A 20,892-nucleotide genomic window follows, 5' to 3' on the forward strand; every position below is an offset into this window, starting at 1 on the left:
GACACTAAGCAAAAGCATGTTTATATTTACAGTTACTGTATATTTAAACATGCTTTTTTTGTATGTCTTTATCGAGAATTAATAATGTTAACTCATCTATCCATTCGTAACTTCGCCGTAGTAAAAACCTTAGACGTTGATTTTAGCTTAGGTATGACAGCCATAACCGGCGAAACAGGTGCGGGTAAGTCGATATCGGTTGATGCCTTAGGGTTATGTTTGGGTGACAGAGCAGACAGTAGCATGGTACGCACAGGAGCCGACAAAGCCGAAGTAAGTGCAGGTTTTAATGTGAAGCAGCTACCCGGAGCCCTGAAATGGCTTGAAGAGCATGAATTGTTAGATGACAATGAAGTGTTGATTAGACGCGTTATATCCTCTGAGGGACGTTCTAAAGCCTTTGTGAATGGCTCACCAGTACCTTTGCAACAGTTAAAAAATCTAGGGCAATTTTTATTAAGCATTCATGGGCAACATGCTCATCAACAAATATTAAAAAGTGATAATCAACGGCACCTGCTCGATCAATACGCAGAACATCACACTTTGTTGACTAAAGTCGCGGATTGTTATCAGACCCTAAGAACACAGCAACAGCATTATCAACACTTACTTGAGGGTCAACAACAGCGTGTCGATCGCAGTCAGTTGTTGTCATATCAGATCCAAGAATTGGACGAATTTTCCTTAGCAGAAGAAGAATTTGTTTCTCTAGAATCAGAACATAAAAAGCTCAGTCATAGCCAAACCTTACTAGAACAAAGCCAAATTAGTTTTCATCAGCTTTACGAAGCAGAAGAGTTTAATGCCTTATCAGCGGTGCAAAGCAGTGTTGACCGTTTAACTGAGTTACAAGAGCACGACCCAAGTCTTGCGCCTATTGTGACTATGTTAACTGAGGCCAGCATTCAAATAGACGAAGCTGCCAACGAATTAAGAGCCTATACCGAGCAGCTTGAAATCGACCCTATGCGTATGCAAAACGTTGAAGCGCGATACTCACAAGCCTTAGATTTATCCAGAAAACATAATGTTCGGCCTGAAGCATTATATGAGTTCCATCAACAACTCAGTACTGAGTTTAGTGAGTTAGTCAAAGACGACTCATTGTTAGAAGAATTAAAAATACAATTATTGGAATTAGAACAGCAGTATCACCAAGCGGCGAACAAACTCAGCCTATCTAGGCAAAAAGCCGCCAAGTTTTTTGCTAAACAGGTCGAACAGCATATTCATCATATGAACATGGCTGATGCGGTATTTAAAATTGTTGTAGAACATCATACCCAAGGCACACCTAACAAATTAGGATTGGATACGGTGCAATTTGTGGTGTCGACTAACAAAGGCCAAGCCTTAGATAATCTTGAAAAAATTGTATCTGGTGGTGAGTTGTCTCGCATCGGATTAGCTATTCAAGTGATTAGTTCTAGTAATAATGATATTTCCACTATGATTTTTGATGAAGTCGACAGCGGTATCAGCGGTTCAACGGCATCAGTGGTCGGTCAGTTATTACGTAAGTTAGGTGAAAGTGCCCAAGTAATTTGTGTGACTCACCTACCCCAAGTGGCAGCTCGAGCTCACAATCAAATGTTTGTTACTAAGTTCAGTGATAAAAAAACCACAGAAACTCACATGATTTGTTTGCAAGAAAGTGAACGAATTGAAGAATTGGCACGTCTACTAGCAGGAGATACTCTTACCGAGTCTGCTTTAGCTAATGCCAAAGAATTGTTACAAATCAGTAATTCATAACAATTAAGCATTGATTGCGCTAACGCGGCTGGGTTAGGATGCTTCGCTAAATAAGTGTGAGTTACTCTCGCATTTATCCGTTTTCGCTTTTTTACATGCTGAGATATTGAGTAACAATGAAGTTTAAGAATTTACTAGTTATATTAACCGCCACCATTATGTTATCAGCCTGTGCTGATTGGATTTTCCGAATTGATATCCCCCAAGGTAACTTTTTGGACGAAAAAGACGTTAAAAAGCTTAGGATCGAAATGACCAAGGAACAGGTTGTATATGTACTAGGTAAACCTGTTCTAGAAGACGCTTTTGATCACGACACATGGTATTACTTGTATCAAATGAAGCGTGGCATGAAACAGCGCGGTGAGGATTTCCGTAAAGAACTCACTATTAAGTTTGTTGACGATAAAATTACCGAAGTAACAGGTGATTTTGAATTATCCGAAGAATTTAGTATTCCACTAGATCAGTAATAATTTCTCAATCTAAAATCTTCCGATTAACTTAACCGGAAGATTTTATGTTTGTCTACGGTAGTCTCAAATGCACCGTGACCTCTTCTCTATTGTGATAGAGATGTTTGGCTTGTATTAGATATTTACCCGTTTGATTGGCCTTCATCACCTCATCAATAATCGCTAACGCTCCCTGAACAGACTCGTAACGTTTTTTCATGGGTAACTTTAGATTAAACATAGCTTCTTTACAGCGGCCTTCTGCGACCCAAGTAGCCATAAGTTTTGCGACACGTTGCGGTTGCTCAATCATGTCGCAGACTAACCAGTAAATATTCTTTTTCTTGGGCTGAAACTTAAAGCCATCTTCTGGACAATAGGTCACCTGCCCTGTTTCCATTAATGCTTCATCCATAGCACCGTTATCGACAGCCTGCACAAACATGCCACGTTGCACAAGTTGATAGGTCCAGCCACCAGGGCAAGCGCCTAGGTCAACGGCATACAAACCACCTTGCAGACGTACATCATGCTCTTCTTTAGGGATAAAAGTTTGAAAGGCTTCATCAAGCTTTAAAGTCGAACGACTTGGCGCGTCATGGGGGAACTTCAAACGTAAAATGCCTAAGGCCAAGGGAGAATTATTATGAGTAAATGAATAACCAATATAGACTTTATCAGTTTTGGTAAAAAACACATGTAATACAGGTTTTTTACTATTATCTTTGACGGTTAACTTGTTCTTTTTACGCAAAGCTTGCCTAAAAGGCACGCTTATTTTTCGGCATAACTTCGACAATTCTCTGCCATCAGTGGTGTCAGAATATTCCACTCGTAACTCACCACATAAGGGAAATCCTTCACAAGCAGCCAAAAGTGGGCCAATGCGATCAGCCACGTCTATATTCTCAAGTACTTGTTTACAAGCAAACTGTTGGCGAGCAAAAATGAGTTTGTTGAATTTTAACTGCTTTGCTAATAACTCTGCATGTTCTTCTTGATAACAATTAAATAAAACATAACCACTGTTGGCTTTTGTTTTTGAATAACCAAACACGTCTAATTGAGCGGCTTTATCTTGGACTTCATTTGCCACATCGTTCTCAAAACCACTGCGGCAATACAATAATAATCCGGCCATTGTTTAATTAGCTCCTTTTAAGGCTGCGGCTACTAGCAAAGCCCAGCCGACAATAAAACAAACACCACCTAAAGGCGTAATTGGGCCAAACCATTTAATTTGGGTGAGCGCCAACATATATAAACTACCACTAAATAACATGATGCCAGCGAACATAAAGCCTGCGCTATATACCAACAATGATTGAGGCATCTGGCGATACATAATGACCAATAAAATGATGGCAAGACTGTGATACATCTGATATTGCACACCAGTTTGAAAGGTGTTTAACAATGTTTCGGATAACTTACTTTTAAGGCCATGAGCAGCAAAGGCGCCCAACACAACCGACAGCATGGCGCTGAATGCAGCAATACTTAATAGGATTTTCATCAAAAAAATGACTCATATAATAGATTAGGATCCAACAAACACCTTGTTGGAATTTACATAAGTCATGATCATAACAAAAACCAACAACTGTTGGTTATCAATTACAGGGCTAGGATTGATTAAACGTTGAGATGTCAGCCAAAACACAGGCTGAAATTTGCTTGTAGAAGCTATTTTATTCTAAAATTTATTGTAGCTAGACTTACCAAGCCCGATCGATATAGTTGATCCTTCAGATAATTCAAATTCAATCCCCGCTTGTAAATTAGTCGCGGTATCCCAAGTGTTATTTGCTTGTCCATCAAGGGAGTAATCAACATTTACGAGTCCCACACCAGCCTTAATAAAGGGGGAAGCATGATCAAACAAACCAGTATATTTTAGTTTAGCGTGACTCCAAAAACCTACATTAGTTAAGGCAGAATATTCCGGAACTGACATCTCTATTGCGCTGATATTAGCTTTAGAAAAGTTTAAGCTGTTATTCCATTCAAGCTTCCAATCATTATCGAGATTAAATTCATATTCCACGCCAACAAACACCGTTGGAACATATTTAGCACTCACTTTACTTTGCTCAGGAGTTGCGAGCATATCAACATGAGATAAAGCAGCACCGTAAAAATATTGCGGTTGTAGCTCTTCAGCCATCACGGGGGTGAAACTAAAATAAGTCATAGTGATAATGGGAATTAGGTACTTCATTTTATTCATCCTTTTGTTGTTCTGTCTGATGCAGCAAAATATCGCCAGGGTTACATTTGAGAGCAGCGCATATTGCATCAAGGGTTGAAAATCTTATCGCTTTAGCTCTACCACTTTTTAGTACAGATAAATTTTGAGGGGTTACATTAACCAATTCGGCTAATTCCATTAGCTTCATTTTCCGCTTGGCCAACATCACGTCTAGTTGAATGATAATAGCCATTAAATTGTTAATTCCTGCTCTTGCTGTAATTTCTGTCCTTCTGTCATGATCCAACTCATAACAAAGATAATTAAACCAATGAGTAGTTTCAGCAACTGATCAGAGCTTATGGAAAGAAATAATGGCAACGACTCTGATAACCCAGAGATCCTAAGGAACAGCATTAGTAATATTGGGTAAAGTAAATCAAATACAGACCACACCAATAAACAAGTACCTATATTACGTAATTGATTGATGTGAATTACAGTAAATATCGCTCCCTGTTGGTACAAGCCAAAAAGCTTAATCAGAGACCAGTAAATAAACAGGCAGAACAAAAATTCAGGGATAAGCATAATGGCATAACTATTAAACCCCTCTGCATTTAATTCCTTAGAAAAAGACTCTGAAGATTTAGGTAGGTTTACTACTTGGGAAATATGGGATTGAGAGGTTCCAACAGATAGTTCAGAAGAATTTGCATCACTTTGAGTAATAATCGCCACCGTTATGACAAAAATATTTAAACAGGCAACCAATACGATTAACAGCCTGATTAATAAACTCACCTTTGCAATTTTTTCCATTAGTCCACTAAATCCACTAAACAATAATTTTTCATTGCGTTAAGGCTATCATAGAAAACCTCGAGAGCAACATATAAGTTATCGTTTATCGATAACTTATTACTGATAAAGACTACATAAATAAAAATCAAAGGAAAATGGATTGGGTCACACAAGTTGATTTTTCGAATTATCTATTGCGGCTAAGGAGAGGATGGACGGCTATGAGCGCAGGCTGTGTGAAAATGCCAACGACATCTGAGAAACCGCTAAAGTACTTTGTTTTCATCATCTTAAAAAATTAGTGAGAATATAACTTTGTGGTGATTTTTATTTAACATATCAATTTAGTTTACGGTAGCTATTGGTAGGTTCCCGCCTTCGCGGGAATGACGTGTAATAGCTTGTAAATCCTCACCGTCTGCAATCTGCTATAACCGCTAAATCGGCCAGCAAGCCATGGCTGTAAGGTATTGGCAGATTAGAACCCGTCAGTTCTAACTCCTTAACCCAACACCCCTGCTTTTCTTCTGTGATCTCAGTGGTGAAGATTCTTTTTTAAGGGTGGATTAAGTTGAGTAAATACTGCGAACCTTATTCAAATATGCGACTTAATAAATTCAGCAGTCCGAGTAATAGCTAGGTTGATATGGCCATCAAGAGTAAAACCAGAAGCTTTGCGTGGTTTAAAACCATGATCGCCATCCTTTAAATAGCTTACTTGAACCTGTGGAGACAATTTATATGTGCCAATATCTTCACGGGTACCAAAGGTGTCTCGTTCGCCTTGTAATATCAGTACAGGCTTTTTAATTTCCAATAAATGTTCAGTACGTAGTTTTTCAGGTTTACCCGGTGGATGAAACGGATAACCCATACAAATACAGCCTAGTGCAGTCGACTGTTGCAACAACATGCTTGCCATTCTGCCCCCCATAGACTTACCACCAATAAATATCGGTAAACTCCCCTCCACTTCACTCAATACGGCATTAAAGTGAGCAAGTAATTTATCGGCTCTTTCGGGTGGTCGCCTTTTACCCAAGTCTTCGGCCAATTGCATGTAAGCAAAATTAAATCGTACTACATTAATATTCTGTTTAGCTAACCCTTCGGCCACTAACTGCATAAAGTCACTATTTTGTCCGGCACCCGCGCCATGGGCAAAAACAAAAGTAGCGATTGGTTTTTGGGGAGTATTAACTAAAGTCTTGATCATATTGTTCTTCTTTCACTTGTGCCAATAACCACTCTCGAAATGCAGTAATTTTACCTAAATCAGCCTGAGACTGGTGGCAAACTAAATAATACGCACTCTTAGTGATTAACTTTTCCTCGAATGGACATATTAACCGCCCCGCTTCTATTTCTGGTCTGGCTAAAAAACTGTAGCCTAAAGCTATGCCTTGTCCTAACGCTGCAACTTGTTGAACCAACAAAGAATGACTAAAAATGGGACCATGATTCACATTCACTCCCAATACGTTGAAATGCCGGATCCATTCCTGCCAAGCATCTCTAGAGGAGTCATGCAATAACGTATGTTGTCCAAGATCGTCTAACTTTTCTAAAGGTTTATCGCCTTGGAACAACAGCGGAGAACACATAGGTGTAAGGTATTCGGTATGTAGTTTATCAGCCGCTAGCCCAGACCATTTTCCTTTTCCAAAATAAATAGCCACATCCACATCATCGGTTAAAAATCCCTCATCCCCATCAACCGCCTTTATCCTAAGATCAATATCTGGGTTTAACTGGCTAAATTTACTGATCCTAGGCACTAACCACTGGATCGCAAAACTGGTTTGCAACGCTACTGTAAGAGCGCCCTTTCCACCTTTTGCCACTAAACGTTCTGTTGCATGGTTAAGGGATTGGAAAATCTCTTTTAAATCGAGGTAATAACTCTGGCCATCTTCGGTTAAAAACAATGCACGATTTTTTCGCACAAAAAGTTTCATGGATAGAAACTCTTCCAGTGCTTTTATTTGGTGACTCACCGCCGCTTGAGTCACAAACAATTCATCTGCTGCGCGTGTGAAGCTCAGATGTCTGGCCGCTACTTCAAAGGCTTTAAGGGAGTTCAAAGGAGGTAATCTGCGATTCATGGGCAAATAGCTAAATAAATATAAGTCAGCCACCATTAAAGCATTAGTTTTTCTAATCCACAACCATACAAAATGTCATTTTAATAGATTAGTGCGTTGGTATAGAATTCTTCACGTGGTAAATATTTATTGTTTTAAAACAATAAATAATAGTCACAAAGCAGATTAACAAAATATATAAAACTTATTATTTTACATTACTAATACTACAGGTTAACAAAATGAAAACAACTTACACTTTACTGGCTTTTTTAGCCACAGTACTTTTTACTCAAACTGCCACAGCAAAACTTGGCGCTGAACGTTCAAGGATCCAACTTGAAAGCAAAATGGAAATAAACGTTGAAGCTGAAATTGTTAATAACATCAATGAAATGCTAGCAAACGTAAAAGCGTCTAACATTAAAACTGATGTCACCAAGCAGCTTAATATCAACACACTTGAATCACAAACAAACGCACTTGTGCAAGACGTTAATGAATCACTACCAGCATTCAAATTTTTGGTAGTCATCGCTGACTAAATTCTTAAAAGATTTATCTGCTCGTTAATACCTATTAGTAAGTTATCGCTGTGCTAAGGCCGCCATAAATGGCCCTAAGTGCCTAGCACAGCAAAACTTACAACATCATTTATTCTCTTTACTAACTAACATGTATTTATTATTCAGCACTTGTATCTAGCGGTGCAAATCCTTTCACTAATTCATCTAATGATTTCATTTGCTGTAAATACGGTTCTAATTTATCCAATGCCAACGCACAAGGTCCATCACATTTAGCTTGATTAGGATTAGGATGCGCTTCTATAAACAATCCAGCTAAACCTAAAGCCATGCCGCTTCTAGCAAGTTGTGCTGCTTGAGCACGTCGACCATCAGCTGAATCAGTTCGGCCACCAGGTTTTTGTAAAGCATGAGTCGCGTCAAAAATAACTGGGGCATAAGCTTTCATCTCGTCCATAGCCAGCATGTCCACCACTAAGTTGTTATAGCCATAACAAGATCCTCGCTCGCACAATATAATTTTGTCATTACCTGCTTCACCAAATTTAGTAATAATGTGGCGCATTTCGTGAGCGGCTAAAAATTGCGGTTTTTTCACATTGATAATGGCACCCGTTTTTGCCATAGCTACCACCAAATCTGTTTGTCGTGCTAAAAATGCCGGTAACTGGATCACATCTACCACTTCTGCCACAGGTGCTGCTTGGTGGGTTTCGTGTACGTCGGTTATCAAAGGCACGTCAAAGGTTTGTTTAATCTCTTCAAATATTTTTAGCCCCTCTTCCATTCCTGGACCACGATAAGAATGCACAGAAGAACGGTTAGCCTTGTCAAAGGATGCTTTAAATACATAAGGAATACCCAGTTTATGGGTTACTTCTTTATAATATTCAGCAATACGCATCGCCATGTCACGAGATTCCAGAACATTCATGCCGCCAAAAAGCACGAAAGGTTTATCATTAGCCACTTCAATATTACCAATGAGGATATTTTGTAAATTTTGCTTAGTTTGCATAGAGAGGTCTTAATATTTTAAATATGTATCTTGTTCAATAGCATACCAAGCTAAGTGATTTGTGGGTATCTGAAAAGCGCTAGCCGTCATTAATTTTGTTATATGCGCTAGTCATTCAATTATTCAGCCTTTACAGTACATTTATCGGCTTAATTTTGGGTAAATGTAGCGATCAGCTCAAATAACCCGTAAAATCCTCTGTTCGATTTTAGTGGCTTGATAAAGACCTAATGTCTATCCAGTTACTGCACAGAATGATTACCAAAGGTAAGTACAATCCGCTATGACAAAAAAGCTATTTATTAAAACCTGGGGTTGCCAAATGAACGAGTATGACTCGGAGAAAATGGCCGATCTCTTAGACTCGACTCATGGTTATCAAACCACAGACACAGCTGAAGATGCGGATATCATATTGCTTAATACCTGCTCCATTCGTGAAAAAGCCCAAGAAAAAGTTTTTCACCAATTAGGTCGCTGGAAAAACCTAAAAAAACCAAACCCGATTTAATTATTGGTGTAGGTGGATGTGTGGCTTCACAAGAAGGTAAAACGATCCGTCAGCGCGCACCTTTTGTTGATCTAGTGTTTGGTCCACAAACCTTGCATCGATTGCCAGAAATGATCAATCAAATTAAAGGTGGCAGCAAATCAGTTATCGATATCAGTTTTCCAGAAATTGAAAAATTTGATCGCCTACCAGAACCTAAGGCAGACGGCCCTAGCGCCTTTGTATCTATCATGGAAGGTTGTTCTAAATATTGCACTTTTTGTGTGGTGCCTTACACCCGAGGTGAAGAAGTCAGTCGCCCTGTAGATGACGTATTATTAGAGATAGCCCAACTAGCTGAACAAGGTGTTCGCGAAGTCAACATGTTAGGCCAAAACGTCAATGCGTTTCGTGGCCCAAATTTTGACGGCAGCATCTGCACCTTTGCTGAATTGTTAGAACTAGTAGCTTCTATCAATGGTATTGACCGTATCCGTTACACTACTTCTCATCCTGTTGAGTTTACTGACGACATCATTGATGCCTATGCACAAATTCCAGAGTTGGTAGATCATTTACATTTACCGGTACAATCTGGTGCAGATCGTATTTTAAACTTGATGAAACGTGGGCATACCGCAATTGAGTATAAATCTAAGATTAGAAAACTTAAGAAAATTCGCCCTAACTTGAGCATGTCTTCAGATTTTATTATCGGCTTTCCTGGTGAGACCGATGCTGATTTTGAAGCAACAATGGATTTAATCCAAGCCATGGACTTCGATTTAAGTTTTAGTTTTATTTATAGCGCAAGGCCCGGCACACCGGCAGCTGATTTACCTGACGATGTGACAGAAGAAACCAAAAAACACCGTTTAAGTCTGTTGCAACAACGCATCACCCAACAAGCGCTGCGTATTGCTAGAAATATGGTCGACACAGAACAACGTATTTTAGTAGAAGGCCCATCAAAGAAAAACCCTATGGAGTTATCTGGACGTACAGAGAACAACAGAGTAGTAAACTTTGAAGGTTTCCCAAACATGATTGGGCAATTTGTTGATGTGAAAATTACCGATGTTTTTGCTAATTCTTTAAGAGGTACTGTGACCAGAACTGAAGATCAGATGGACTTACGTAACGAATTAGCGCCACAAACTATTTTAGCTAAAAATCCGAATAAAGTTGATGAATTGGGTGTAGGCCAAGTTGCCGTCGCTCAGTAAAATTCCAACAAAACCTATTAAGTAAAGAGACTAACCATTTGAGTAACCTTGTAAGTAATGAAATTGTATTAGAGCCTTCAGACCACAAACGTTTATCCAGCTTGTGTGGGCCACTAGATGACAATATCAAACAGATTGAGCGTCGCTTAGGTGTAGAAATCACCTACCGTAATAACGAATTTAAAGTATTGGGGCAATCGCAACAATCCAGCGGTGCGGCACAACTACTTAAGTTATTGTATATGGAAACTCAGCCTATTCGTGGCCAGATCCCAGATATTGAGCCAGAAAAAGTACATTTAGCTATTCAAGAAGCTAACTGTTTGGAGCAGGCAGAAGCCGGTCACCACGGTAAAGAAGTACATATCAAGACCAAACGAGGGGTTATCAAACCTCGTAATTCCAACCAATCACAATATGTGAGTAATATCATTAATCACGATATTAGTTTTGGTGTGGGCCCTGCTGGGACAGGTAAAACGTATTTAGCCGTTGCTTGTGCGGTGGAAGCCTTAGAGCGTCAAGAAGTTCGTCGTATATTGTTGACTCGTCCTGCCGTAGAAGCCGGTGAAAAACTAGGTTTTTTGCCGGGCGACTTATCGCAAAAAGTCGATCCTTATCTACGCCCTCTTTATGACGCCTTGTTTGAAATGCTTGGTTTTGAAAAGGTTGAAAAGCTCATTGAGCGCAGTGTGATTGAAGTGGCACCTTTGGCTTATATGCGTGGTCGAACTTTAAACGACGCCTTTATTATTTTGGATGAAGGGCAAAACACCACAGTAGAACAAATGAAAATGTTCTTAACCCGCATTGGTTTTAATTCTCAGGCGGTGATCACTGGTGATATTACCCAAGTAGATTTACCTCGTGGTGTACGTTCAGGTTTACGCCATAGCATAGAAGTATTAAAAGATGTCAATGACATTTCTTTTAACTTTTTTAGTGCCAATGATGTGGTACGTCATCCAGTAGTTGGGCGTATTGTGATGGCTTATGAAGAATATGAAGGCAAACAAGAAAAAGAACGATTAGCAAAAAAAGCGCAACAAGAAGCCCTTTCCACTGAAGCCGCTGCCAACAAGGATGAAAATTCCTCTAAGTGAACAATCTATGAGCGCGATTTTAGATTTACAACTTGCCAGTGACTGTGCTGATATCCCTAAACAAGAAGATATTCAGTTATGGCTAGACACCTTATTATTACATCAACAGATGACTGAAAAAGAAATCACTGTGCGTGTAGTGGATGTTACAGAAATCCATCAGCTTAATTTACAGTATCGTGGTAAAGACAAACCCACTAACGTGTTGTCATTCCCTTTTGAAATGCCTGAATTGAATTTACCGGATGGTGCACAATTAGATGACTCTATGTCTACTTTTTTAGGCGACATTGTCATTTGTGCACAAGTTGTAACACAAGAATCGCAACAACAAAACAAGCTCCTAAACCACCACTGGGCACATATGATAATACACGGCACCTTGCATTTACTTGGTTATGACCATATAGAAGAGCAAGATGCGCAAGAAATGGAAGGCATAGAAATCGCTATATTACAGAAATTAGCCATTGACGACCCCTACCAAAATCATTAATGATGCAGTCTGAATAATTAATAAAGCCTCAAGGCTTTACTAAAACTAACCTAAATAACGAGATCATGAGCGAAGATAACCCCCCATCTACAAACGGTTCTGCCAACAAAGGCTGGATAGAGAAAATAGTCCAGTCATTTACGGGAGAGCCGAAAAATAAGGAAGAGTTGTTTGAAGTCATCACTGATGCCGAACAACGCGAGGTCATTAACCCCGAAACCAAAGCCATGATTGAAGGGGTAATGGAAGTTAGCGAAATGCGTGTGCGGGAGATAATGATCCCAAGAGCACAAATGCGAACCATTGAAATTGACCAAAGTGTAGAAGAGTTTCTACCTATTCTGCTTGAATCTGCCCACTCACGTTTCCCAGTTATCAACGAAGACAAAGATCACATTGAAGGGATTTTATTAGCTAAAGACTTACTTGAGTACGCTTTTGTCCCCAATAAAGAGTTAGAACTAAAGAATATTCTCCGCCCTGCTGTTATTGTGCCCGAAAGTAAAAGAGTAGATGTACTACTTAAAGAGTTTCAACAAAAACGTTATCACATGGCCATAGTAGTCGATGAGTATGGTGGAGTGTCGGGATTAGTCACCATTGAAGATATTCTCGAATTGATAGTTGGAGAAATTGAAGACGAACATGATATTGAAGAAGTGGATAAAGATGGTATACGTCCACTAAATAAATACACCTATTCTGTTAAAGCTCTCACATCTTTAGAAGATTTTAATAAATTTTTCGAAACCCAATTTGATGAAGAAGAAGCGGATACTATAGGTGGTATAGTGTTAAAAGCCTTTGGCCATATGCCAGAGCGTGACGAAAAAGTGACCATTAACGACCTTAAGTTTAAAGTCACAAACTCAGATAAAAGGCGCTTATTGCAGTTAAAAGTGACCATACCAGAAACAGAAGAATAGCCCTGAGCATTACACAAAATTTGAACCTTATACAAAAAGTGAACGACATGTCGTTCACTTTAAAACTGACACTAGCCTGTTTATTTGGTGCCTTGCTGACTTTAGCTTACGCGCCATTTTCATTTTGGTTGGTTACCTTTCTAAGTCTCACAAGCTTTATTTACTTACTCAGCTGTTCATTGCCCAAGCAAGGTTTTAAGCTTGGCTTTGCTTTTGGTTTAGGGTGGTTTGGCGCAGGCATGAGTTGGGTACATGTGAGTATCGCTGATTTTGGCGGGGTCCCACTAATTGGCTCACTAGCATTAATGTTATTGTTAAGTGCCTATTTGGCGTTATTTCCCGCCATAAGCTGCTATCTGGTCACTAAATACTTTAATAATAAACTTTGGCCAATTGCCCTGCCCTTTATTTGGTTACTCATTGAGTGGCTACGAAGTTGGTTGTTTACCGGTTTACCTTGGCTATCTTTAGGGTACAGCCAAATACATGGTCCCCTTACTGGTTGGTTCCCCGTCATAGGCGAATTTGGAGTGACAGGTTTAACTGTATTAATAAGTGCGGCACTGGCTATTTGGTTAGCTGATAAAAAGTGGCTCCCTAGTACTGTTATTGTCTCAGTGTTATTTGTATCTGGGTTGGCGTTAAACCAATATCACTGGGCAAAGCCAACTGGCGAAAGTGTCCGTATCGCTATGGTGCAAGGCAATATCGAACAAGCCCTACGTTGGACACCAGAACAAGATCAGCCAACCATGGATAAATACAAAAACATGACGGCCGATCATTGGAACAATGATGTGGTCATTTGGCCAGAAGCAGCCATCCCCCAACTTGAACCTATAGCCGCTGAATATCTGAATGAAATAGACAACTTAGCTGCACAAACCAATACGGGCTTAATCACAGGAATTGTGAACTACAACTTTGAAACACGAGAAGCTTATAATAACTTAATTGGTTTAGGGCAAAAGCTGCAAGATGATCCAAATAACGAGGCACCTAAAGGCCAATATCGTTACTTCCATGGAAATAGATTTGCCAAGCACCATTTACTACCAATAGGCGAGTTTATTCCCTTTGAAGACTGGATACGTGGTTTAGCCCCTATATTTGATTTACCCATGTCTTCCTTTAGTCGCGGTGATTACCAACAAGCGAACTTAGAAGCAAAGGGTTATCACTTTGCCCCTGCCATTTGCTTCGAAATTGCTTTTCCTAGACAGATATCAGCCAATCTCTATTTCAACACTGACTTTATCATCACTGTTAGTAATGACGCTTGGTTTGGCGGTTCTCATGGCCCAGCACAACATTTAGAAATTGCCCAAGCGCGGGCCAAAGAATTTGGTTTACCTGTATTACGTGCCACTAATAATGGCATCACGGCTTTTATCGATCACCAAGGTCAGATCCAAAGCAGATTACCCCAATTTGAAGCAGCTGTGCTGAGTGATACCATTCAACAAGTAAAAGGCTACACTCCTTACCGTTCGTTCGGTGATTGGACAATATGGTGTTTGTCTTTTGTGATATTTGCTTTTGCCTGCTGGTATCAAAAGAAATCGAAGGAAAACTAAATAGCTAAGCACTTATAAAATTTTTAGGCTGAGAGCCATAGGCCCGCCTAATTTTGTTCAACCACTTTTTCGACATCAAAAAATGCTTTGATTTTGTCAATTGGGGTGAGGACTATTACATTACCCGTCAGTACCAAAACAAAACCAATTACGGTGCTAGTTTGCCAAACAAAACCTTCGAATATCATACTCAGTGTTACTGCGACCACTGGAAACAACACCACAGAATAACTAGCTTTTTCAGGGCCTATGTCTTTTAACAATACAAAATAACAAGCAAAAGCGATAACCGTACCAAATAGGCTCAAATACAGCAGTGATACAATATAGGGAAGCCTAGTATCTACGTTAAATTCAGAGCCGTTAAACAAGGTAAAGATCAATAGAAATAAACTACCGTATAACATGCCCCAAGCGTTGCCCTGCATAATCCCAATATTGTTTTTTGTGTTACGTACACTGGTCATATTACCCAATGAAGCCACGAAGGTACCGGCTAACGACAAGCTTAAGCCTATTATCGCTTCGCTGGCAAAATCTAGGCTTTTAACGTCCTGCCAAAACAGCGCTACAATGCCTGCTAGGCCTAAAATAGCGCCTATAAAAATACGTGGGGCGATGGGTTTGCCAAAAAATATTCGGGTATTAATAATGTTCATTACCAATAGCGTTGAGAACGCAATAGAAGTCATAGCTGAGGTTAAATAGTTTTGCGCCCAGTACAAAATCAAGTAATTAAAGCCGAAGTTACAACAAGCTAATACCATAAAGAACAGGTGATTTTTCCGACAGAATTTCATGGGCAACTTTTTAATTAAACAGTACCCCCACATCAGTAACGCAGCAATAGAAAAACGATAAACTAAAGATACTTCTGGCGCTACCACGCCTAACTGAAATTCGATGGCAAGCCATGTAGAACCCCAGATAAGTACCGTAACAATATATAAAACTGTGCTTCTCATGATGTTTAACATTCCATTAAATACTAACAGCTAATTTACCTCGCCAACTGGCAACTAAACAGATACAGTTAATTGTAAATAAGACCTATACAGATTGAGCCAACAATAAATCATGAGCATCTGCAGTTTAAAAGAACCAAGTACATACTTGTATCAACAAGTCATCAACTTGATCACCGAAATGCGCAGCAATGGTACTTTGCAAACAGGACAAAAATTACCGTCTTTACGTAATTTATCGGCTTCTCTATCTGTAAGCATCCCCACTGTTAAACAAGCTTACGTTGAATTAGAACGACAAGGATTAGTTTTAGCCAAACCAAAATCAGGCTATTTTCTTACACAGCAATATGCATCAGATCAACCTAAAAAAGCACGTTTACCCAATAAACCTATGGCAGTCAGTCGCCAACAGCTTATCGAGGATGTATTTAAGTCTATACATCAACCTCATAACTTAGCCCTTGGCGTTGCTAACCCTGTTGCGGCATTGCCTATAACTAAAACGCTTAATCGCACCATGCGCCGTGTTATGTCAGTGATGGGTGACAAAGCCTTGCACTATGGAGCAGTTGCCGGTTACGAACCACTCAGAAGACAACTTGCCTTTAGTTATATGGAATACGCCCTGCCCTTGGCACCCGATGACATCATTATTACCAACGGAGCTCAAGAAGCACTTAATATAGCATTGCAATGTGTGGCTAAAGCTGGCGATGTGATTGCAGTAGAATCCCCCTGCTATTTTGGTATTTTAGAGTTAATAGAAAACCTTGGCATGTTGGCGTTAGAAGTGCCTATTTGTTCAGAAGACGGGTTAACCCTTCAAGATGTAAAAAAGGCCATAAATAAACACCCAGTCAAAGCCTGTATTTTTTCCAGTACTATCGCAAATCCTATAGGCTGTGAGTTAGCTGATGAAGCCAAACAACAAATAGTTGAGCTTTTAGAAGACAAAAACATTCCCTTAATCGAAGACGATGTTTATGGTGATTTATACTTCACCGAGAAACGCGGTATTCCTGCACAAAAATATAGTAAAAAGGGGTTGGTGATCACCTGCAGTTCTTTTTCTAAAACAGCAGCCCCCGCATATAGAATTGGTTGGATCGCCACACAGAAATTCAGCCAAAGGTGCGCACAGATAAAACGCGCCTTGTCATGTTCATCATCACATATGAATCAAATTACATTATTTGAATTTGTCAGAAGTGGCGACTACGAGCGATACCTCACCCAGTTGCGCAGTGTTTTAATGACCAATAAAGCACGCATGCTCAACAAACTACAACAACTTTTGGGTGACAATACTCGCATCTCCGATCCCAAGGGGGGCTGCGTGTTTTGGTTGGAATTTGATAGTTCGATCAACAGTGCAAACGTATTTCAGTTAGCCTTACAACAAAATATCAGTGTCAGCCCAGGTATGTTGTTCTCCCCCAGCAATCGTTATCAACACTGTATTAGACTAAGTTACGGACTACCTTGGAATGATAGACTTGAAGAAGGGCTTAAAGTATTTGCAGCTATATGTAAGGAAGCAAAAAACACCTAAATTTTATCATGCGCCAGTTTTAACAAAACATTCAAAAGCCTGCGTTGGGCAAAGTCAAAAAAGCATGAATAAACTGACCTTACGCGGCCAAACAACTAACGGCAGACAATATAGCTTTACTAGGTGTCGTAAAGACAAACGATGTGATTGCTACTGAGTTGGTACTGAATTTCAGAGTTGATTGAAAATCTAGCGATTGCCGATACAGCCATGCAATTATGGAACAGATAATGTTTGCTAGTGATTTATGTACATGACGATCTATTGAACACATATATTTACAAAGAACGTCAGAAATCCGACAAGGTTTAAAATATTTCCCAATATGGCAATATTTTTTTACAAAAATCAGCGTTATTTAGTTTGCCAAGTGAAGCATTTAATAATCAAAGTTTTCATTTATTTACAATAACTTAGAAGAACATTATTTCCATAGTAAATAAATATTTCTTAAATATGTATGTAATATTTACAGTTAATACGGAACTTATTTGATTTTGGGTGCTACCGATAGTTGACCCTCTTGCTGTTCTACGTATATCATCATGTCTGAGTTTTATCAGCTCATAAATAAAAAGTCGCTTAAGCGGCAAAAACACACTAGGGAGTATATACATGTTTACATTTAAGAAAAGCGTAACAGCGTTAGCTATTGCTGCATCACTAGGGCTAGCAATGCCAGCTATGGCTGGTAATAACGATGGTAACATCGCTGGTACTGTTGTTGATGCACGGACACAGCAATCTGTGTCTGGTGCTGAAGTAATTTTGAAGAACATAGCTACGGGTTATACTAAAAGCTTAACTACAAGTGCGAACGGTTCTTACCGTTTAGGTAACTTACCTGTCGGTACTTATAATGTATCCTTACAAGTTGCTGGATATGAGCCTGTATCTCAAGGCGACATCACTGTTAGCATTGGTGCAACAACCAACGTTGACCTTAATTTGGTTGCTGAAGGCGATAATATCGAAAAGATTGAAGTTCACGGATCTGCCTTTTCTATGGTTGATGTTACATCTTCTGAATCGGCGCTTAATATTGGTGCCGTTGAATTGTCGCGTATCCCTGTTCCAAGAAATTTAACCAGTGTTGCTTTGTTGGCGCCAGGTGTTACTCAAGGTGATGCTCGATTTGGTAATTATGCTTCATTCGGTGGCGCATCAGTTGCTGAAAACTCGGTTTACATTAACGGTCTTAATGTAACTAACTTCCGTAATGGTTTAGGTTTCTCAAATGTTCCATTTGAATTTTATGACCAATTTCAAGTTAAAACTGGCGGTTACTCAGCTGAGTTCGGCCGTTCAACTGGTGGTGTAGTTAACGCGGTAACTAAACGTGGTAGCAATGAGTTTAAATTTGGTGCAAATGTCTATTGGCAACCAGCTGATTTGCGAGAGCAGTCACCAAATAGTAAAAAAACCAATGGCGAATACTATATCTACAATGGTGATGATGAAAGAAGTGAGATGCAAGGTAATATCTACGCTTCAGGTGCTATTATACAAGATACATTATTCTTTTATGCTATCTATAACCCACGTGATATCTCCAATGATTATACCAACGGTGAAAAAACGACTTACAATGAAGCAACAGGTGATGATGCTTTCTGGGGTGGTAAAATTGATTGGCAAATAAGTGAAAATCACTTGTTAGAATTGTTGGCTTTCTCTGATAGTGCTACTACTAGTACAGACAACTTTTTGTATGAGCCTCGCACTTATAACTCTACTTCGTTTGAAGAGACAGGTGGTGATAACTGGTCTTTAAAATATACTGGTTATATTACCGACGATTTTACAGTTAGCGCACTTTACGGTGAAAATGAATATACTTTGACAACTAAAAGTAATATTCAAAATGACTGTGAATTATTCTATGACACAAGAGACGTTCAAGAGCTAGGCTTTACTAGCTCTGGTTGTGCCACATCAAACGATTATATTGTTGAAGATGGTAACGATAAGCGTGAAGCCATGCGTATCGATTTTGGTTATATCTTAGGCGACCATGAAATTCGTTTCGGTTTCGACAGCGAAACCAATACCTCTGGTAGTGTTCAAGCATACTCAGGTCCAGATGGAAAATACTGGTTCCTTTATGATGGGACACCTGGTGCAACATTATCTAATGGTGCAGTTATACCTGAAGGGGTTACGCAATACTCACGTAGTCGTCTACGTACTGTAAGTGGTAATTTCGAAACAGAAGCTACAGCAATGTACATCGAAGACACTTGGACAGTTACCGATAACCTAACCATAAAGTTAGGTGTGCGTAATGAGACTTTCGATAATAAAAATGGTGAGGGTGAAACTTTCGCTAAAATCGACAACATGATTGCCCCACGCTTTGGTTTAGCTTGGGATCCAACTGGTGAAGGTGATTCTAAAGTCTTCGTAAACATTGGCCGTTACTTCTTACCAGTAGCAAACAATACCAACGTTCGTTTATCAGGTAATGAATATGATGTTTATCAATTCTTCGAACTAGAAGGTGTCAATGTTAACGATTACAACGGTATTCCTTACCTAACCGCAATCAATGGTGCTCAAATTGGTGCTGACCAATTCAATGCAGATGGTTCTGTTCCTGACGTTTCTGGGATAGTAGATCAAGATCTAGACCCAATGTATCAAGACGAGTTTATGTTAGGTTACCAAGCCGTTATAGGTGAAGGCTGGTCTTGGGGTGTTAAAGGTATTCGTCGTGAACTTAACGGTGCTATTGATGACATGACAATAAGTCATGTGACTCAAGCTAAGTACGGTTGTGATCATCCAGGTGGCGGTGGTTATGTGCTAGGTAACCCTGGCGAAGATATGACAATTAAAGCAGATACAGATTGTGACCATGAGGTAGATACCTTTGTTACATTAACTGGTGAAGAACTAGGATATCCAACTGCTACACGTACTTATAATGCTTTGGAATTCACCTTAGATCGTCAATGGGATGATGTGTGGTCAATGAGTGCTTCTTATACTTGGTCTAAAAGTTATGGTAATTCAGAAGGGTTGGTTAAGTCTGATAATGCTCAAGAAGATGCTGGCTTAACTCAAGACTTCGATTTCCCAGATTTGATGGATGGTGCTTATGGTAATCTTCCAAATGACAAACGTCATCAATTTAAAGTTTATGGATCTTATTCTTTAACTGATAATTTGTTAATAGGTGCTAACTTCTCATTGCAATCAGGTCGTCCAATCACTGCATTGGGTATAGGCCATCCAAATGGTATACCTGATTATGGTGATACGTATTATCTATGTACTGCTGATTGTGCGACAGATGATCCAACATATGCCTTTAGTCCTCGTGGGACTTTTGGTGAAACGCCTTGGATTGCACGCTTAGATCTTAGTGCGTCTTACACTATGGAATTCGCTGATAGTTATGAAGTTAATTTCAGAGCTGACATATTTAACGTATTAGATGCACATTCTACAACACGTGTGAACGAGATAGCTGAATTAGGCGAAATCGGTCAAGCAGAACCAGATTTTGGTTTAACTAGTGGTTATCAAACACCTCGTTATGTTCAATTTAGCGCTTCTATCCGTTTTTAATTGTTGAAATCGTAATAGAATGTAATACGTTTTACATTACATAATTCAAGCCCTGCTAAGTTTACTTAGTAGGGCTTTTTTAATTCAATGCTTTCATTTTTATCTGTCTGGTGAAAGACGTTTATATGATTTCAACATTCCAAG

Annotated in this window: 18 protein-coding genes and 1 pseudogene; 10 read left to right on the forward strand and 9 right to left on the reverse strand. The window is 39.4% G+C overall.

Annotated elements, in window-relative coordinates; translation table 11 throughout:
- Positions 1–84: 84 nt before the first annotated feature.
- Together recN and GARC_RS01080 are read left to right on the forward strand one after the other, a co-directional pair.
- Complete coding sequence (gene recN / locus GARC_RS01075) at positions 85–1,758, forward strand: DNA repair protein RecN (protein ID WP_007615802.1); 1,674 nt, start codon at positions 85–87, stop codon at positions 1,756–1,758.
- 116 nt (positions 1,759–1,874) lie between these two features.
- A complete protein-coding gene (locus tag GARC_RS01080) occupies positions 1,875–2,231 on the forward strand; it encodes an outer membrane protein assembly factor BamE (protein ID WP_007615804.1) in 357 nt (118 codons plus the stop codon).
- A gap of 55 nt (positions 2,232–2,286) precedes the next feature.
- Here the strand turns inward: GARC_RS01080 and rlmM are convergent, their stop codons facing one another.
- The 7 genes from rlmM to GARC_RS01115 all read right to left on the reverse strand — a co-directional run bounded on the left by rlmM (position 2,287) and on the right by GARC_RS01115 (position 7,313).
- Complete coding sequence (gene rlmM / locus GARC_RS01085; RefSeq protein WP_007615805.1) at positions 2,287–3,354, reverse strand: 23S rRNA (cytidine(2498)-2'-O)-methyltransferase RlmM; 1,068 nt, start codon at positions 3,352–3,354, stop codon at positions 2,287–2,289.
- A 3-nt stretch (positions 3,355–3,357) separates the two neighbouring features.
- A complete protein-coding gene (locus tag GARC_RS01090) occupies positions 3,358–3,729 on the reverse strand; it encodes a DUF423 domain-containing protein (protein ID WP_007615807.1) in 372 nt (123 codons plus the stop codon).
- 180 nt (positions 3,730–3,909) lie between these two features.
- Positions 3,910–4,434 carry an outer membrane beta-barrel protein gene (locus GARC_RS01095; RefSeq protein WP_007615811.1) on the reverse strand — a complete coding sequence of 175 codons (525 nt, stop codon included), beginning with the start codon at positions 4,432–4,434 and terminating at the stop codon, positions 3,910–3,912.
- A 1-nt stretch (position 4,435) separates the two neighbouring features.
- Positions 4,436–4,657, reverse strand: coding sequence for a helix-turn-helix domain-containing protein (locus tag GARC_RS01100; protein WP_007615813.1), 222 nt, complete (start codon positions 4,655–4,657; stop codon positions 4,436–4,438).
- Positions 4,657–5,226, reverse strand: coding sequence for a DUF2975 domain-containing protein (locus tag GARC_RS01105; protein ID WP_007615815.1), 570 nt, complete (start codon positions 5,224–5,226; stop codon positions 4,657–4,659). The genes GARC_RS01100 and GARC_RS01105 overlap by 1 nt, the downstream gene beginning before the upstream one ends.
- Before the next feature lie 577 nt (positions 5,227–5,803).
- Entirely contained in the window at positions 5,804–6,424 is a 621-nt protein-coding gene (locus tag GARC_RS01110; protein ID WP_007615821.1) for an alpha/beta family hydrolase, read from the reverse strand.
- A complete protein-coding gene (locus tag GARC_RS01115) occupies positions 6,405–7,313 on the reverse strand; it encodes a transcriptional regulator GcvA (RefSeq protein WP_039988356.1) in 909 nt (302 codons plus the stop codon). Before GARC_RS01115 ends, GARC_RS01110 begins: the two co-directional genes overlap by 20 nt.
- A gap of 221 nt (positions 7,314–7,534) precedes the next feature.
- On the opposite strand from GARC_RS01115, the gene GARC_RS01120 reads away from it, so the two are divergent.
- Positions 7,535–7,837, forward strand: a complete 303-nt coding sequence (locus GARC_RS01120; RefSeq protein ID WP_007615824.1) for a hypothetical protein — start codon at positions 7,535–7,537, stop codon at positions 7,835–7,837.
- Positions 7,838–7,976: 139 nt separating this feature from the next.
- Here GARC_RS01120 and kdsA read toward each other — a convergent pair whose 3' ends face one another.
- Complete coding sequence (gene kdsA, locus GARC_RS01125) at positions 7,977–8,837, reverse strand: 3-deoxy-8-phosphooctulonate synthase (RefSeq protein WP_007615827.1); 861 nt, start codon at positions 8,835–8,837, stop codon at positions 7,977–7,979.
- Positions 8,838–9,120: 283 nt separating this feature from the next.
- Between kdsA and miaB the strand changes: the two are divergent.
- The 5 genes and pseudogenes from miaB to lnt all read left to right on the forward strand — a co-directional run bounded on the left by miaB (position 9,121) and on the right by lnt (position 14,655).
- Positions 9,121–10,553: pseudogene (gene miaB, locus GARC_RS01130) on the forward strand (tRNA (N6-isopentenyl adenosine(37)-C2)-methylthiotransferase MiaB).
- Between the two features lie 38 nt (positions 10,554–10,591).
- Positions 10,592–11,656, forward strand: coding sequence for a PhoH family protein (locus GARC_RS01135; RefSeq protein WP_007615828.1), 1,065 nt, complete (start codon positions 10,592–10,594; stop codon positions 11,654–11,656).
- Positions 11,657–11,663: 7 nt separating this feature from the next.
- A complete protein-coding gene (gene ybeY / locus GARC_RS01140; protein ID WP_039988358.1) occupies positions 11,664–12,152 on the forward strand; it encodes an rRNA maturation RNase YbeY in 489 nt (162 codons plus the stop codon).
- A 65-nt stretch (positions 12,153–12,217) separates the two neighbouring features.
- A complete protein-coding gene (gene corC / locus GARC_RS01145; protein WP_007615832.1) occupies positions 12,218–13,078 on the forward strand; it encodes a CNNM family magnesium/cobalt transport protein CorC in 861 nt (286 codons plus the stop codon).
- Positions 13,079–13,125: 47 nt separating this feature from the next.
- Positions 13,126–14,655 carry an apolipoprotein N-acyltransferase gene (lnt, locus tag GARC_RS01150; RefSeq protein WP_007615834.1) on the forward strand — a complete coding sequence of 510 codons (1,530 nt, stop codon included), beginning with the start codon at positions 13,126–13,128 and terminating at the stop codon, positions 14,653–14,655.
- Between the two features lie 47 nt (positions 14,656–14,702).
- Here the strand turns inward: lnt and GARC_RS01155 are convergent, their stop codons facing one another.
- Entirely contained in the window at positions 14,703–15,620 is a 918-nt protein-coding gene (locus GARC_RS01155; RefSeq protein WP_007615841.1) for a DMT family transporter, read from the reverse strand.
- 112 nt (positions 15,621–15,732) lie between these two features.
- Here GARC_RS01155 and GARC_RS01160 point away from each other — a divergent pair, with 112 nt between their 5' ends.
- Positions 15,733–17,175, forward strand: a complete 1,443-nt coding sequence (locus tag GARC_RS01160) for an aminotransferase-like domain-containing protein (protein ID WP_039988341.1) — start codon at positions 15,733–15,735, stop codon at positions 17,173–17,175.
- Between the two features lie 615 nt (positions 17,176–17,790).
- The gene (locus GARC_RS01165; protein ID WP_007615848.1) at positions 17,791–20,748 is read left to right on the forward strand and encodes a TonB-dependent receptor; all 2,958 of its coding nucleotides are present in this window, start codon (positions 17,791–17,793) and stop codon (positions 20,746–20,748) included.
- The last annotated feature ends 144 nt before the right edge of the window (positions 20,749–20,892 follow it).

The organism is Paraglaciecola arctica BSs20135 (assembly GCF_000314995.1).
Taxonomy (GTDB): Bacteria; Pseudomonadota; Gammaproteobacteria; order Enterobacterales; family Alteromonadaceae; genus Paraglaciecola; species Paraglaciecola arctica.